General features: G+C 40.4%; 15 protein-coding genes and 1 pseudogene. 12 read left to right on the forward strand and 4 right to left on the reverse strand.

Features of this window, described 5'->3' with window-relative positions:
• Position 1: 1 nt before the first annotated feature.
• The 10 genes from CBM24_RS06320 to CBM24_RS06370 all read left to right on the forward strand — a co-directional run bounded on the left by CBM24_RS06320 (position 2) and on the right by CBM24_RS06370 (position 11,418).
• Positions 2 to 1,264, forward strand: coding sequence for a hypothetical protein (locus CBM24_RS06320; RefSeq protein WP_088160565.1), 1,263 nt, complete (start codon positions 2 to 4; stop codon positions 1,262 to 1,264).
• Positions 1,265 to 1,301: 37 nt separating this feature from the next.
• Positions 1,302 to 1,631, forward strand: a complete 330-nt coding sequence (locus CBM24_RS06325; RefSeq protein WP_070565732.1) for a metal-sulfur cluster assembly factor — start codon at positions 1,302 to 1,304, stop codon at positions 1,629 to 1,631.
• Positions 1,632 to 1,782: 151 nt separating this feature from the next.
• On the forward strand, positions 1,783 to 2,229 hold the full coding sequence (locus tag CBM24_RS06330) for a nuclear transport factor 2 family protein (protein ID WP_088160566.1): 447 nt from the start codon (positions 1,783 to 1,785) through the stop codon (positions 2,227 to 2,229).
• A 126-nt stretch (positions 2,230 to 2,355) separates the two neighbouring features.
• The gene (locus CBM24_RS06335) at positions 2,356 to 2,685 is read left to right on the forward strand and encodes a nucleotide pyrophosphohydrolase (RefSeq protein WP_088160567.1); all 330 of its coding nucleotides are present in this window, start codon (positions 2,356 to 2,358) and stop codon (positions 2,683 to 2,685) included.
• Between the two features lie 10 nt (positions 2,686 to 2,695).
• Positions 2,696 to 4,909: a DNA/RNA helicase domain-containing protein gene (locus CBM24_RS06340; protein ID WP_088160568.1), complete on the forward strand. Its 2,214-nt coding sequence runs from the start codon at positions 2,696 to 2,698 to the stop codon at positions 4,907 to 4,909.
• A 105-nt stretch (positions 4,910 to 5,014) separates the two neighbouring features.
• The gene (locus CBM24_RS06345) at positions 5,015 to 6,664 is read left to right on the forward strand and encodes an RNA-binding domain-containing protein (RefSeq protein ID WP_088160569.1); all 1,650 of its coding nucleotides are present in this window, start codon (positions 5,015 to 5,017) and stop codon (positions 6,662 to 6,664) included.
• Between the two features lie 318 nt (positions 6,665 to 6,982).
• Positions 6,983 to 7,912, forward strand: coding sequence for a hypothetical protein (locus CBM24_RS06355; RefSeq protein WP_088160571.1), 930 nt, complete (start codon positions 6,983 to 6,985; stop codon positions 7,910 to 7,912).
• 183 nt (positions 7,913 to 8,095) lie between these two features.
• Complete coding sequence (locus CBM24_RS06360; protein ID WP_088160572.1) at positions 8,096 to 9,142, forward strand: nucleoid-associated protein; 1,047 nt, start codon at positions 8,096 to 8,098, stop codon at positions 9,140 to 9,142.
• Entirely contained in the window at positions 9,142 to 10,356 is a 1,215-nt protein-coding gene (locus CBM24_RS06365) for a hypothetical protein (RefSeq protein ID WP_088160573.1), read from the forward strand. The genes CBM24_RS06360 and CBM24_RS06365 overlap by 1 nt, the downstream gene beginning before the upstream one ends.
• A 330-nt stretch (positions 10,357 to 10,686) precedes the next feature.
• A complete protein-coding gene (locus CBM24_RS06370; RefSeq protein WP_157698386.1) occupies positions 10,687 to 11,418 on the forward strand; it encodes a helix-turn-helix domain-containing protein in 732 nt (243 codons plus the stop codon).
• Here the strand turns inward: CBM24_RS06370 and CBM24_RS28030 are convergent.
• The 4 genes and pseudogenes from CBM24_RS28030 to tnpA all read right to left on the reverse strand — a co-directional run.
• Positions 11,408 to 11,506: pseudogene (locus CBM24_RS28030) on the reverse strand (hypothetical protein); the annotation flags it as partial. The gene CBM24_RS06370 and the pseudogene CBM24_RS28030 overlap by 11 nt on opposite strands.
• Positions 11,507 to 11,789: 283 nt before the next feature.
• Positions 11,790 to 12,509 carry an IS21-like element helper ATPase IstB gene (istB, locus tag CBM24_RS06385; protein WP_088160576.1) on the reverse strand — a complete coding sequence of 240 codons (720 nt, stop codon included), beginning with the start codon at positions 12,507 to 12,509 and terminating at the stop codon, positions 11,790 to 11,792.
• A 27-nt stretch (positions 12,510 to 12,536) separates the two neighbouring features.
• The gene (gene istA / locus CBM24_RS06390; RefSeq protein WP_088160577.1) at positions 12,537 to 14,084 is read right to left on the reverse strand and encodes an IS21 family transposase; all 1,548 of its coding nucleotides are present in this window, start codon (positions 14,082 to 14,084) and stop codon (positions 12,537 to 12,539) included.
• A 301-nt stretch (positions 14,085 to 14,385) separates the two neighbouring features.
• A complete protein-coding gene (gene tnpA, locus CBM24_RS27885) occupies positions 14,386 to 14,517 on the reverse strand; it encodes an IS66 family insertion sequence element accessory protein TnpA (RefSeq protein ID WP_262507982.1) in 132 nt (43 codons plus the stop codon).
• Between the two features lie 87 nt (positions 14,518 to 14,604).
• Between tnpA and CBM24_RS06395 the strand changes: the two genes are divergently transcribed.
• Positions 14,605 to 15,006: a hypothetical protein gene (locus CBM24_RS06395; protein ID WP_232475699.1), complete on the forward strand. Its 402-nt coding sequence runs from the start codon at positions 14,605 to 14,607 to the stop codon at positions 15,004 to 15,006.
• A 284-nt stretch (positions 15,007 to 15,290) separates the two neighbouring features.
• Complete coding sequence (locus tag CBM24_RS06400) at positions 15,291 to 16,523, forward strand: IS256 family transposase (RefSeq protein WP_088160578.1); 1,233 nt, start codon at positions 15,291 to 15,293, stop codon at positions 16,521 to 16,523.
• Positions 16,524 to 16,530: the final 7 nt, after the last annotated feature.

Consider the following 16,530-nt stretch of genomic DNA (forward strand, 5'->3'; position numbering starts at 1 on the left):
AATGGCACATATTGCTATTCATAAGAGCCCAGAAGCGTATGCTGTATTGCCGTTTTTTATCACTGCGGGCATTTTTTTTCTACTGTTCAGCTTCCTCTTGGTTTTTAGCGGGGGGCAGCTCTTTGGGCACCATTTTCAACCAAAAGTGCTGGCAATCGTCCATAGCCTTGCACTAGGTTGGGGCACGATGGTGATTTATGGAGCGGCGTATCAGCTGGTGCCGGTTATTTTTGAACGTTCACTTCGCTCTTCCAAATTGGCATTTTTCAGTTATATCCTATTGACATCGGGAACCTGTGTGTTGATTTATAGTTTCTGGTATTTCAAGATCGGTTTACTCATGTGCGTTGGAGGGCTATTGATTACGCTCAGCTCCTACCTGTACTTCTACTTGCTGTGGATGACGACTAAAGATGTGGAGCATCTATTTGAACTACGCCTTTATTTTACGTTCTCGGCCTTCTGGCTTTGTTTTACAACCACCTTAGGCCTTTTGCTTGCCATTAATTTAGCCCATGGTTTTCTAACAAAAAGTCACCTCGATATCCTAAAGCTACACGCCCACGTCGGTATTGTTGGTTGGTTTTTGCAGTTGATCCTGGGAGCGGGAGCGAAGATGCTGCCGATGTTTCTCTTGGGACAATCCACCAAAACAAAGTGGCTTTATGTTTCGGTCATTTTGATAAACCTTGGATTGGTACTTTTTTTATTGGACGGATACAGCCATCCTGTGGGATTAAGATCTCTTACCTTTGGAGCAATAGTGCTATTGGGAGTAGTTTGCTGGGCCGTTTTTGTCGTGGATTGTTTTGTGCACCGGGCGCGTAAGGTACTGGATATTCCGATGAAACATAGTTTCATTTCCTTTTTGAGTTTATTGTTCGCGTTTCTCACCTTACCTATGGTTGTCCGGCAGGAGTCTGGTAATTGGGTGAATTTATATGCCGCATGGGTGTTTTTTGGATGGTTAACGGGTATTATTTTAGGGATGACCTATAAGACCCTGCCTTTTATGATCTGGAATTGGCGCTATAAAGATCTCAATGGCATCAAAAAAATACCTTTGCCCAAGGAACTTTATAGTCAGCGATTACTTTCTATACAATATTATCTTTACCTAGTGGCGCTTGTCGTCATGGCGGTTGCTGTAGCCGGTCAATTCAGGTGGGCATTATACTGTGCAGCCTGGCTTTGGGCAGCACTTGCTGCTGTTTATGTTGTCAATGTCGGAAAAGTAGTTTTTCATCAAAGAAAAAGTAAATAAACTACGGACCTCGCCTATATATTTAATGAAAGATACCATGAAAATTGATCTAACAAAACCGGAGGCTTCCGATCAGTTAAAAGCTGTTCAGGTATTGATGCTTGTGATGGATCCCGAATTGGGGATCAACATCGTAGATATGGGCTTAATTTATGATATTAATTTAACCGATCCCAGTCGTATTGTTGTTACCATGACGTTATCTTCATCCTATTGCCCGATGGGCGACTCTATCGTTCATGGCGTTGAAAAAACATTGCAACAGCAATTTCCACAGCGGGCAATAATTATCGAGCTCGTTTGGGATCCTATTTGGACTCCCGATCGGATCAGCGAAGAGGGAAAGAGCCTATTGGAACGAGAATGATTTCTTGAAGAATAAATTCACCTCCCCATTTCCGCCATTCACCGAGTTTTTCCGATCGTTGGTCTAAAGCCCGTAGGCTAGGGGCGTATTGTGTCGTAGTTTTGAGTCAACAAATAAGAACTAAAAACTAACACTATAAAATAAAGACATTATGAAAACGCTAGTAAAAACATTCGCAGCAGCAGCTTTAATCGCCGTATCAACATTTGCTATGGCAGCTGAAGGACCAGGAGCAAAAGCAACAAAAACAAACGTAAATCTTTCCACAGCAGATTTCGCTTTGGATCATTATGTAGCGGTAACTACTGAGGGCGAATCAGCAGGTGTAGAGCAGTTATTTGCAGCTGATTTTAATCAAAAGATCCAAGCTTCCAATGCACAGTCTAACAGCCGTAGCGAAGTGGTTAAATCCTTGAAAAAACAAAAGGGCGAAAAGCTGAACTGTACAGTAAGCACAGATATCATCGAGGAATCGGCAGACTATATGGTGGCTAAAGTAACGTTGAAATTTGAAAACTTCACCAAGACTGACCTGGTTACCTTGGAGCGTGTAGGTAATGATTGGAAAGTATCTAAATCAATCAATTCGTATAAATAAGAGCCATCTCAAATAAATATATATATGTTGTAGAGCCATATCTCCCGATATGGCTTTTTCCTTTCATTCCTAAACAATATTTCGGATATTTGGACAAAGGCCAGTTTTTAGTTAAAAGATTTTATCATGTCGGATATTCAGCAGTTAATAGCACAGATCAGAGCATTCAGAGATGCGAGAGATTGGGAACAGTTTCACAATTCTAAGGACCTCGCAATTGCATTGAGCATTGAAGCGTCTGAGCTTCTGGAGCTTTTTCTGTGGAAAGGAAATGAAGATGCCAATCCTGACAAGTTGAAAAACGAGCTTGCCGATGTACTTATGTATGCGCTATTGCTTGCCGATAAGCATGGACTTGACGTCATCCAGATCGTGGAGGATAAAATGAAACTTAACAACGAAAAATATCCTGTAGAAAAAGCCAAGGGAACTGCTAAAAAATATAATGAACTGTAATTAATAACGCATGTCAGAATTGGATATTAAAGAAGTTCATATTGTTCCCGTTGGTAGCACAGGAGAGGTTAAGGATACAGATAGCAAACTAGATTTTTATAACAGCGCACTGGTTTATCTGCTCAACGATAAAAGGTCAATCTATATCGGTGAATCTATCGATATCAAGAACCGCTTTTCAAGCCATAATAGACACGACAGCAAGAAAGACCTTTTAATACGACATGCGATCTATTCGCATTTGTTCAACAAATCCGTTACCCTACATTTAGAAGCATTCCTGATCAATCTTTTCTCAGCAGAAAAAGGTCTGAAATTAATCAATGCTAATCTAGGGAATAACGGCCATTACTATCATCAAAAGAAAGAATATGAAGTATTGTTTCCGCAGATCTGGAAACAACTCGAAGAACTTAAAATAGCACGCACGTCTTTCGAAGAGATCATTAACAGCAACGTTTTTAAGTACTCACCCTACAAGAGTTTGAACTTAGACCAGCAGCAGGCAGTTCTGGCCTGTTTGAAAATGCTCGTGGACGACAAAAAAGGTATCTTTATACAGGGGAATGCAGGTACTGGTAAGACTATCATTGCGATTTATGTACTTAAATTGCTTGTTACGCCCATACGCTATTTTGAACAGTTTGAGATGAAGGATGAATTCTCAATGGAGGCATTCGGGTTGCTTAATGCATATCGAGACAAACATGGTATTACAGTAGAAAATGAAAAAGATCTTAAAGATCAAGTCGCTCTTGTCGTATCGATGACCTCCTTGCGCAGTACCCTGCAGAAAGTGTTCAAAGATATTGATCAGCTCAGTTCGAGTATGGTTATATCGCCAACAGATATTTCAAAACGAACATATAAAGTGGTTTTAGTGGATGAGGCTCACCGCTTGCGCAGACGCAAAAATATATCCGGTTATGGTGATTTTGATAAGAGCAATACGCGTCTTGGATTTGATATCAACGAAGGAACAGAGTTGGATTGGGTATTGAAGCAGTCCGAAAATCAGATTTTCTTTTATGACAGCAACCAATCTATCCGTACCACTGATTTACCACCTTCAAGGTTTGAAGTTTTAAAGAACATTAAGGCGTATGACAGTGTACGCTTGCAGACGCAGATTCGTTCTGAGGGAGGTGACCTATTCACTGATTTCGTCCATCGGTTATTTGATTTGGAATTGCGACCTAACGAAACATTTGAATCGAAGGATTTTGAGCTGAAGCTCTTTGAAAGTTTTGTAACGATGCGGGCTCAGGTTTTCCAGAAGGAAACAGAGACGGGACTGTCTAGATTGGTTGCGGGCTTTAGCTGGGAATATAAGACAAAGGACAAAAAGAATAGGCATCTTTACGATATGACCATTGAGGGGATAGATCTTCGTTGGAACTCGACGGCTAAAGATTGGATAAATTCAAAAAATGCGATACATGAGGTAGGGAGTATACATACCGTATTTGGCAATGACCTAAATTATATCGCTATCGTCTTTGGTAAAGAGATCGACTATGATCCTATTGCTAAAACTATCGTGGTGTATCGGGATGAATATAAAGATACAAATGGGAAGAATAGCACCGATGACTTTGATTTATTATTCTATGTTAAAAATATCTACAAGACATTGATGTTTAGGGGGATTCGTGGAGTATATGTTTATGTGTGCAATCCGAATCTTAAAGCCTATTTAAGTCAACATATGGAGGTTGTGACAGGTAATAGCGGAAACGAGTCAAAAGTTATTCCTTCACGTCCTATTAGTTATGAACCTACAGCAGGCTCTATACCATATTACGATCTAGAAATCGCAGCAGGCAGTTTTTCCGAGTTACAGCAAAGTGAGACTTTGCAGTATATTGAAGTTGAAGAACGCTATCAAGATCCAAAACGTTATTTTGCCTGTAAAGTAATTGGAGAGTCCATGAATAAGATTATTCCCAATGGTTCGATCTGTTTATTCGAACGTTATGAGGGAGGTTCCAGAAATGGTCTGATCTGTTTGGTTGAATCCAGTAGTTTTGAGGATCGCGATTTTGGAGCCAACTATACCATTAAAGAATATTCGAGTAAAAAGACCATTACGGAAGAGGGCTGGCAACATCAGGAAATTATCCTCTTACCCAAGTCTTCAGACGACTCCTACAGTCCCATTATATTGAAAGATGAGGAGACTGTAGATCTTCAGGTGATCGACATATTTAGACAGGTGCTATAGCAAAGTTGCTTCATAATCAATAACAATTGGAAGTATTTCCTTAAATTTGTATAATTAATCGATGGAAAGATATCGGTACATGCCAATTGTAAATAATTCACTTTAATGAATACCCACGTACTTGAAACACTCTTAAGTTTATCCTCGGAGAATGAGGTCGTTGAGTTTAAGGAAGCCAAAAATAACTATGACTTCACTAAACTGGGAAAATACTTCTCTGCTATCAGCAATGAAGCTAACCTCTGTGGCAAACCCTATGGATGGTTAGTTTTTGGTGTTGAGGATAAGAATCATAATGTTGTTGGTACCAATTATCGATCAAACCGTACTGATCTCGATAAGCTTAAGGGAGAAATAGCAAGCAAAACCACCAATCGGATTACCTTTATCGAGATCCATGAGGTTATTAAAGGAGGAGGACGTGTGCTCATGTTTCAGATACCAGCAGCGCCACGTGGTATTCCTGTAAGTTTTGATGGGCATTATTATGCTAGGGATGGCGAAGAATTGGTGCCTCTTAATCTTGAAAAGATTGAGCGAATCAGAGCACAGGCGACTCAGCATGACTGGAGCGCTGCGGTGGTTCCAGATGCTACTATAGAAGATCTTGATGAAGAAGCGATAGCTTTAGCCAGAAGAAACTATAAGAGTAAGTTTCCGGACAAGGCGGAGGAAATGGACAAATGGGATGATTTCACCTTTCTCAACAAAGCTAAAGTAACCGTCAAAGGGAAAGTCACTCGGACTGCTATTATCCTGCTGGGTAAAGACGAGTCTGAGCATTTCTTAAGTCCGGCGGATGTCAAAATACGTTGGAAGTTAGTGGATAAGGAAAATAACGATATTGATTACGATATATTTGGCCTTCCACTCATTCTTTCGGTAGAAAAAGTATTTGCCAAGATACGAAACATTAAATATCGCTATATGCAAGAGGGGACGATCTTCCCTGCCGAGGTTTCTAAGTATGAGCCTTTTTCCATTCGCGAGGCTATAAACAATTGTATAGCCCATCAAGATTACACAAAAGGAGCACGCATAAATGTTGTCGAAATGGAGGATCAGTTGGTTTTTACCAATTATGGTTCTTTTATTCCGGGTAGCGTAGAGAAGGTTGTCATTGAAGATGCACCAGAGGAATTCTATCGAAATAAGTTTTTAGCGACGGCTATGTTCAATCTTAAGATGGTCGATACTGCAGGAGGGGGGATCAAAAAGATCTTTAATTTTCAACGGGAACGCTACTTTCCTCTGCCTGACTATGATCTGTCGGATGACAAAGTTAAGGTCACTATCTCAGGTAAAGTCTTGAATTTGGACTATGCCCGTTTATTAGCACAGCATAAAGATCTCTCCCTGGAAGATATTATGGCACTGGATAAGGTGCAGAAGAGAAAGCCTTTAAGTAACCACGAGGAGAGTGAGTTAAGACGTAAAAAACTGATTGAGGGTCGAAAACCCAATTATTTTATTGGGTTACATGTTGCTCAGAAAGCGGGTGACAAAGCGGGCTATACGAAAAATAAGGCTTTTGACAATCAATATTACAGAGATCTTATCTTAAAAGCAATATCGCAGCATCATAGTATGTCCCGGTCGGAGATAGATGAGTTGTTATGGAATAAATTGCCAGACTGGATGACGGAAGAGCAGCGGAAAAGGAAAGTCAACAATTTAATAACGAAACTTAAAAATCATAATAAAATTGTCAATAAGGGAACTTTCAAATATTCTATGTGGGAGTTAGCGAATTGATCGTAGTAGAAAGATAAGTAGAAAGATAAGTAGAAAGATTAGGAGAAGAACAAGTAGAAAGATAAGTAGAAAGATTAGGAGAAGAACAAGTAGAAAGATAAGTAGAAAGATAAGTAGAAGAGCAAGTAGAAAGATAAGTAGAAGAGCAAGTAGAAGAGCAAGTAGAAAGATAAGTAGAAGAGCAAGTAGAAAGATAAGTAGAAGAGCAAGTAGAAAGATAAGTAGAAGAGCAAGTAGAAAGATAAGTAGAAGAACAAGTAGAAAGATAAGTAGAAGAACAAGTAGAGAGATAAGAGTAAGAATTTTAATAGAAAATATATGTTATTTAAAGATGTCTTGGATAGTAAATATAGCGAGTTAATGCCCCATTTTGAACAGCTATACCAATTGATTCTAAAAAAGCAGACATATGAAACTGATCTCCTACTTGTCCACCTGAATGCGTTTTATAATTCTGAAGTTCAAACTTGGAATAATTTTGACGAGAGAATAAGACCATACATGTTTGGTTCTAACCACGACGGTCATTCGGAAAATACCCATCATGATTTTATTGGTGAATACATTAAGCATAATATTTCAGATAAGACCTTAACAGACTACCTCAAAAATGTTGAGTATTCGGAAGATAGGAGACGAGAAATAGATCTATTGAATTTTAATGAAGCTATTTCTATACAGATTGAAATGTTAATCTATCTTAAAATATGGGAATCAGATACTTTCATCAAGAAGTTCTTTCAGTTTGCTAATCTATTGGAGGGAAAAGCGTATGACTGGCATTACAAATTGATGACGACAAGTAGGGAAAAAGGAACAACAGGGAATAGAGACACCATTATCAGAAAGAAAATACGTGATAAATTTAAAAATACTATACCCAGATTGTATGATGCGTTCAAAAATACTTACAATTTCCAAATCAGAAATTCAATTGCGCATTCCCAGTATTCTATATTTGGACGTCATATTCAACTTAATAACTATGTGAAAGAGGATCCCTATAGTCAATTGTATGTTCAGTCTTTTGAGGAATGGGTTGATAGATTCCATGAAACTTTGGTATTATATACCTTGTACCACGAGTTATTAGACGTTATTAATAGTAATTATGGTGTTATAGCGTCGCAAATGGATAATATGGTTTCTATAAGAATTACGAGAAAGGATCCTGTTGATGAGGTGGAATATGCAACTATTCATTATAGGGATATATTTAAAGACTGGGGGTGGCAACCGGATAATTAGGAGGACAGTTTTATACACCAATTTCAATTACAACTGTATATATAGATTTTCAATTTGATTATGATTATTTAAGTTTAAAAACCAATCATTACGGTTTCCCTTATTTCTCATGCTGAAATAACAATATCTTCGTATATTAGAGATATACCAAACAATTTTTTGACTGTAATAAATAAACCAATAATGGAACTAAAAAAAATAGGAGAAAATTTAGAAATTAAAAATTTTGTTATTCATCAGCTCTTGAAAACAGCAGGTTCCAACAAAGTAAAAATGAAAGCAGCTAACGGGTTAATTGATGTTACTGATAAGGAACAGATTTTTATGGGGAATTTGGATAAATCCTACCATAGAAAATCCTCACCAATATATGGTATATTTTCTGGAGAGAACCCTAAGTTTAGAAATCTTTTGGTTAATTATGATCTTGGAGGCTACGATTTTTTAGAATTCTCAAAAGAAGTTTTAGAACATTATAGCTCTGTTTTAAAATTAACTCCCGCCTCTACGGGAGGTTACATGATAATGTGCGAGTATTCTAACAAAAGTTCAAAGAATGATTTCCTTTTAGTATTAATGATTAATAACAAAGAAGGCTATGTTGTAAATGAAAAAAATCTTACGTTAGAAAATATTAAGAATCTAGACATTAGTAAAGTAGATGTAGCATGTCTTATAAATTTGACAGAGTGGACAAACCTGGAAAACGATAAAGAGACTAATAGACTTACATATCTTTCATTTGTGAAAGGGATGAAGCAAATAAGTCATTATTTCATGACATTTATCGATTGCGATAACAAAAATACCAACTCGGAGTCTACTGAAAGATTAGTCAATGCTATGAATGCATTTTTTGAACAAGAAAAGTATCCACGCAAAAAACGAAGCAAGATCAAAAACGAAGTCTTTGAATATTGCCACGAACGAATGTCGGCGAAAAAGGAAATTCTGTTATCCTATATTTCTCAGCTTATTGACAAAGACGATCCAGAGAATTTTCAAAATTTTGCTATCGGTGAAGCCTATAAAGTTAGCTCTGTAATAGGAGGAGACAAGTCGAGGATGAAGCAACTAAAATATGTCAGTTATGAAGGATCAAATTACAAAATAGAGTTTGAAAGAGAGGCGATGCTATTAGACAAAACAGTAATTTATGATAAAGACTCGAATGATTTAATTTTTAAGAATATTCCATTAGAGTTCGCTGAGAAAATTAAGGCTTTATAATGATTGATACTCTAGTAAATTTAATTAGTCTTTATTCTTCTCAAATTGATGAAGATGTGCTGGTAGTAGATTACAGAATCGAAAATCTAGCCGATTCGCTTGCTCAGCTTAGAAAATTGAGAGATGAAGATTTAATAGAAAATGAATTAGCTGAGGAGGGGTTGATGGTGGGTGATTCTATTTCCCTAGAACTGTCAATAGCTACTTTGAGTAAGTTTGGAATTTATATAAACTCTATATATTTCTTCAATAACTATAAATATGATTTGCCTGAAATCCCTGTTTTTTTATATGATGAAAAGTGCTATATCGAAAATGCCAAGTTTTACCAAGAATATAAAACTTTTGTGCGTTTGGTGAAAGTGCTAGAATCTACAGCTCGATATTGTTATACGAAAGCTGACGATAAATATGCTTTCATTGGTCGTGAAGATAAGTATATTCTAGTTCCATTGATTTTTTCAATAAATAATATAAAAGCTTTGCCTAAATCTAAGTTGGACAACCTTAACCAGTTTTTGGATGTAATGATCGATTCGAACATGCAAGAAAAAAGAGATATTTTTCTAAATGAACTGATCGATTTTCTCTCAAATGAAGAAGAGGGGAGTCGATTTATCACATTCATTAACAAGATAGAAAGCTTCCTATCCAAGGCGAAAGCGGCTTTTAGTTTTTATCTAAGTGATTTCAAGTTTAATAAACTTAAACTTGAAATAGACTCCAAATTGCTTGAATTTAATCAAAAGATACAAGGTGTTATCAATGATTCGCAGAATAAATTAATTGCTATTCCAGCCGCCTTTGTGCTAGGTTTATCTTCTTTTGATTACGAGAAAATAGAATCAGTGAAAAATGTGGTTATATTGTGTGGGTTCCTTATTTTCACATTATTAATACAAATATTTATCTCTAATCAGAATACGGCATTATGCTTCATTAAGCAAAATATAACGTTTTACAAAGATACTTTTGGCGATAATTTGGCCTTTAGTATTAAAGAAAGATTTGTAGTTGTTGATAAAGAATTTAAAAAGCAACAAATGCGTCTTTTTATTATTGAAGGTCTTTTGTGGTTTGTATTTATTTCATCTATAGCTTTTTATCTATGTAAGTTACTTGAAGAACAATACCCTTCTTTTTTAGCGATTATATTTGCGTTGGTGTATTCATCAATGTATTGGTATCGATTTTATTTCGATAATAAAGAATAATAATAAGTTTTATTAACATTTTAAGTGCCTAATGTAAACAATTTAGATTTGGTATGACGTGATATGGTGATAAAACTATCGCGTACACAATATTGGCCAGCATCTTCCATGATTGGATATACTTGAACAAGCTGACCCCTCAAAATTGAATTAGAATTAGGGATGCGTAGTGCGTTTAAAGCTGTTATTCAACTGCCATACTGGCTGATGTTGACCCCCTGATTCATTTTTCAGTTCATTGCGCTGGAGGATGCTGACCCCTTAGCAAGTAGTTTTTGTTACTTAGTGATCAAACAATTCGGATCACTGATGGCTGGAAAACCAAAACGAATGAGTCAGATAAAGCAATTAATCAGATTGTACCAGAGCGGTAGCGGAATAAAAACAATCGCCCGCATCCTTGGTATGAGCAAGAATACGGTGAAGTCCTATCTTAAAAAGATGGCCGACGGCGGTTTCAATACCGAAGAACTTCTTAAACAGGAGGATCCCCTGTTGGAAAAGTCGTTCCATGCAGGGAATCCCGCTTACAAGGCAGACAAGTTTGAGTACCTAAAAAGCCGTCTTGACTATTATGAAAAAGAACTTAAACGTACCGGAGTTACCAAACTGCTGCTGTGGCAGGAATATATAGAAAGTGATCCCACGGGTTATAGCTATCCACAGTTCAACTATCATTTAAGGCAACAGCTTATCTCGCGCAAGGGCAGCATGGTGATTGAACATACCGCCGGTGATAAACTATATATTGACTTTTCCGGAAAAAAACTCCATTATATTGACAGATCCACCGGGGAGCTGGTCGCCTGTGAGGTATTTGTGGCCTGCCTGCCCTTTTCAGACTATGCATTTGCCATCGCTGTACCATCCCAGCAGACCCCCGACTTTTTTTATGCACTGAGCAGCTGCCTGGAGTCCCTTGGCGGTGTGCCCAAGGCCATTGTCCCCGACAATCTCAAAGCAGCGGTCATCAAGGCCGATAAATATGAGCATGTGTACGGCTACGGTTTAAGAACACGAACACTTCACCACTGGTGGCCTGTCGTTGCATCCCCGAACTGATCAATCCACAAAGTCCATCAAAAGACTTCCTCATATCGCAGTGGCTATCGTAAAGATAAAACCTATGCGATGAGCCTAGCGCAAACATTAGTACAGACGGATCAACTGTGAGAGAAGACCAAGGTCGTTTTCTACCTTAATACGTACGCCATTGGGATAAATAACTTCAACATCGTTCTTTCTTGTCTCCCTATCGATGGTTATAAAGCTGCCTTTACTGGATTCTGTTTCTTACTGAGCGAAAACCAGTAATAAAAGGTCGCTTCCTTGATCCCATTTTCCGCACTGCATATTCCGATGATATGCACCCAGGGATTCCGGCGATATGCACCCAGTTTTAGTTCCTGTGCTTTTTGTTCAGCATGACAAAGTTACCTTTTTTTACGTAAGCTTTCACCTTTTATAGTAAAGCGGTGTGCCGTATGCACAATCCTATCGAGTATGGCATCGGCTATTGTCTGCTCGGGGAAGATGTCGAACCATGCTGCCACGGGCAGCTGGCTGACGATGATGGTCGATTTTCTTGCATGCCTGTCCTCGATTATTTCCATGATATCATTCTGCTGCTGGCCGTCCAGCGCGGTCAGTCCGAAGTCATCGAGGATGAGCAGATCCGCTTTTGCCAGCTTTTCCAGCCTTTTGATCAGTGCTCCCTCCAGTCTGGCGACTTTTAGAGCAGGCAGTAACTTTTGGGTATTGTAGTACATCACCGAGTAGCCCTGCCTACAGGCCTGATGGCCCAGAGCCGTTGCCAGCATGGATTTACCAACGCCCGTAGCGCCGGTTATCAGGATGGATTCTCCGTTTTTGATGTAGTTTCCCACGGCAAGTGTGCTGAGCATACCCGGGTCGATCCCCCGATGCCCTCCTGTATCGATCTGCTCCAGAGATGACGTGTAGCGGAAGTTTGCATTCTTGAGCAGCCTGCTGTAGCGGTTGTTCCAGCGGACATCGCTTTCGGCCTGTATCAGCATCTGCAGGCCATCGATCAGCGAGAGTTCATGTATTTTCCGGGTCTCATAAAGGGTCTGTAGGCATCCGGCCATACCCGATAGCCGTAATGCCTGTAGCTTTGATTTTTGTTCTTCCATTTTTTGATGTTTTATCTGATTATGTAATTAACTGTAGTAGCCCTTGCCCCGGATATTTTCGTGCCGGGGCAGTAAAACGGTCTGTTCCGAGGTCTGCTGTGCCCTGGAAAGGGCACACTGCCGTATGATCCCGCTCAGGCGTTTATAGCCCAGCAGATCATTGTCGTAGGCTATACTGCAGGCCTCTTCAAAGATATCCGGCGGGGTCTTGCGCTGCAGCTGGAGCAGCCCGTCACAGGTCCTGAATGCCAGTTCGGGGATATTCTCCGTATCAAAGATGCGCCGGATCAGGCGGGCCAGCCCGGCAGAGCGCTGCGCTGCCAGACCGATGTAGTAGTCCGGGCTACGGCGCATCTGGTGTCCGCTGTTGGAGGCAAAGTGCTCCTGACGGGTCGTGTATCCCGCGCCCATCTCCCGTGGATGCACGGCGATCTTTTTCCCCTCGCAGTAGATACTGACCAGTGTGCGGGTATAGATGACCTGCGTCTTCTTTCCGATATAGGCAAAGGGCACCGAATAATGTCGGCTGTCACGCCCAAGAAGGACGCAGTTGTTGGTGTTTACCGTCAGCTCCGCATAATACCGTTTTTCAAAGTGTTTTTCGGGAAGGGGCCTGAGCAGGTGCCTTTCATCAGCAAGGAACCGCTCCTGCCGGCTTACGGGTTCACGCTGCATACGGGTCTGGTTATGCTCGCGTACTTTTTCCATGATCGCCGCATTGAGCTCCGAGAGGGAGAAAAAGACCCTGTTGCGAAGCTTGGCGAACACACGGCGGTAGATCAGCCGTACGCTGTTCTCGGCATGGGGCTTGTCCCGGGGTTTACGGGGTCTTGCCGGAATGACCACCAGCCCATAGTGTTCGGCAAAGTCCTCCATCACTTTGTTCAGTACCGGTTCGTATTTATCGGCCCGGATAACGGCCGCTTTCAGATTGTCCGGGACGAGTACCTGAGGTACGCCTCCAAGATGTTCCAGACATTTTCCCAGCGCATATAGAAAGTCGTCGGTGTGCTGGGTGGGAACGGCCATGGCGAAGGTATAATTGGAGTATGGGAGGACGGCAACCAGCACCTGTACCTTGATGATCTCCCCACTGTCGCGGTCAATATAACCCGGCGTATCGCCCACAAAGTCAACCTGTAATCGGTGTGCCGGGTCGTGCTGGAAGACCGCGCTGCCCCTGCGGGCTACCGATAATTGGTTCAGATGGTGACAGAACTGCGAATAACCGTAGCCATCAGGGTGCTCCGCACGGTACTCTTCCCAGAGCAGTTTGCGGGTAACGTGTTTGCGGCCGAGTTCTTTTTCCAGATATGGTATAAGAGGCTTGAAGTCTTCGAAACGGTCCTGTAGGTAGGCGGGGGATCCTGCCGTAAAAAGCCTCTCCAGAACAGGTTCTTCCATATCCAGCAGTTCTCCGACAGGGCGGCTGATGACCTGTAACTTCTGGACATAACGGTTCACCGTACCCTTATAAAGACCGATCTGCTCGGCAATCTTACGGTTGGACAGCCCCTGGAGATGTAAACGGAGTAATTGTTTTATCGTGCTCATTCTTTTTGTTTTTCCTGCCATATGCCTTTTCTTGATGGAATTGGCAATTAAACAAAAAGCACAGAAAATAATAGGGTCCAACTGGGTGCATATCCTCCGGAATCGCTGTTTATGTAGATCAAAACAACGGTTATCGTGCCTTTTCTGGGTGCACATGCTCCGGAATCGTCCCGGATCTATACCCCGATCCACCTGCTGGGTGCATATCCTCCGGAATCACGACGGAGCAGCTCCGAATTTCTCCCTAAACAGCTCCCTTTACGCTGTTTTTGGGTGCATAAATGCCGGAATGGCAGAGATATCAGCTCCTTTTCAGCCTGGATTAACAGCCGGATATTGGGTGCATATCCTCCGGATTATGCACCGCACAGTAAGCTTTCTTGCTTTTACCGCTCTGTTGCCAGTCTGCTATAAGCGACAGCATACGCTCACGTTTTTCTTGAAAGTTGTTCATAACAACAAAACTAACACCTAACAGAAACTAAGTCAATATGTACTTGGTAGGACGGATACGCAGAATCTAGCAATCCAGATTGCAGATGTGACAGGACAGAATCTAAATAAATTGGTTGATAAGGAAAAAGAAATTGTTTTAAAGCTCGCTGAAATTCCTAATCGGGTCAATGTAAAACATCATTATGGGATTGACCTGAAATCCACGCCTGTCATTATTGTCATGATAGTATTGTCGGTCATTATTTCATTGGGCATAGGCACACTATACGAAAAAAGTAGACAACTGGATGATAGAAAGTCATACGAAATGCGCTACCGTATGATGGAATTGGAGTTACCAAATATTACATCGCATATTGACTCCACATACACACTTGATCCCAATAAATTCCATGATCTAGTAATTAAAAGAGAAGAGGAAAATAAATTATTAAACAGCATAGACCGAAAACGTCGGGAGATTAAGAACTTAAACAATTCTGAATAACGTTTTGTGGCTTTGCGAAGGAGCGGAATAGAATGCACAAAAGCTCAATTTTCAGCATTACAGTTAGCAAAACCATTTTTTTATTTGCTAGTTTACTCTTTTTAAGCAAATAAAAAATGATTTTTGCGGATAGAAAGCAAAAAAGTTGAAGTTTAGACTTAACCCGCTCTTTTGCAAAACCCTTGTTAGGCGACGTTTTTATTATCTTGAGACTGTAACATAAACTGTGTCAAAGGAATAATTCAATAAGATTATTTATATTCAATTATTCAAACGACACGGTCATGAAAGAAAAAGACCCATTCGACTTTGAGCGCTTCAAGACTGAAGCTATGCAAGGTCTTTACGAAGGTAAAAGTTTGTCTCCTAATGATGGCGTTTTAGCGCCGTTGATGAAGCATCTGTTGGAATCAATGATGGATGGCGAACTGGAGAATCATCTGAACGAAGAAAAGGCCTCAGGTAATAGTAACCGTCGCAATGGCAAGACAAAAAAGACGGTCCGTGGTCTCCATACCGGAACTTTTGAGCTGGAAACAGGTCGGGACAGATCAGGATCGTTCGAACCCAAAGTAGTACCTAAAAGACAGTTGATCATTACTGAACAGCTCGAAGGCCACGTACTGAGTATGTATGCAAAAGGGATGAGCACACGAGCGATAAGTGAGTTTATCCGCGAAATGTATGCCATGGAGATCTCTGCCACAGAAATATCCCGTATTACCGAAAGTGTGCTTCCTGCTGTTAATGAGTGGCGAAGTCGTCCGCTAGAAGCTGTTTACCCCTTTGTTTTCCTTGATTGTATGCACTACAAAGTTCGTCAGAATGGCACAGTTGAGTCCAGGGCTATTTATAATATCCTGGGCATAGGAATGGATGGTCGCAAAGACCTGATAGGGCTTTATAGTTCGGAAAACGAAGGAGCAAAATTCTGGCTATCCGTACTCACCGATCTAAAGCAACGCGGTGTAGAGGACATCCTGATAGCCTGTATTGATGGACTGAAGGGCTTTCCTGAAGCTATAGAAGCTATTTTTCCAAAAACAAAAGTTCAGTTATGCATTGTCCATCAGATTAGATCAAGCATGCGCTACGTTACAGAAAAGGACAAAAAGGCTGTTATTGAAGATTTAAAGCCGGTTTATAAAGCTGTCAACGAAGAAATGGGCTATGAAAAACTACTGGTCTTTGAAGAGAAATGGGGCAAGAAATATCCCATAGCTGCTAAGTCATGGCTGGAAAACTGGACCAATCTCTCTACTTTTTTTGAGTATGATGAGCAGGTGCGTAAGACTATTTACACCACTAATCCAATTGAAGGAATGCACCGACAGATCCGTAAAATAACGAAGTCCAAAGGTGCATTCAGTTCTGAGCAGGCTCTTATGAAACTGATGTTTCTGATAATAAAGGACATCTCTAAAAAGTGGACAATGCCAGTGCATAACTGGGGCTTGACCATATCCCAACTTTACATTAAATTTGGGGATAGGCTCAAACTTGATAGAGGCTTTTAGATTTTGG

Source organism: Sphingobacterium sp. G1-14, from assembly GCF_002196555.1.
Lineage (GTDB): Bacteria > Bacteroidota > Bacteroidia > Sphingobacteriales > Sphingobacteriaceae > Sphingobacterium > Sphingobacterium siyangense.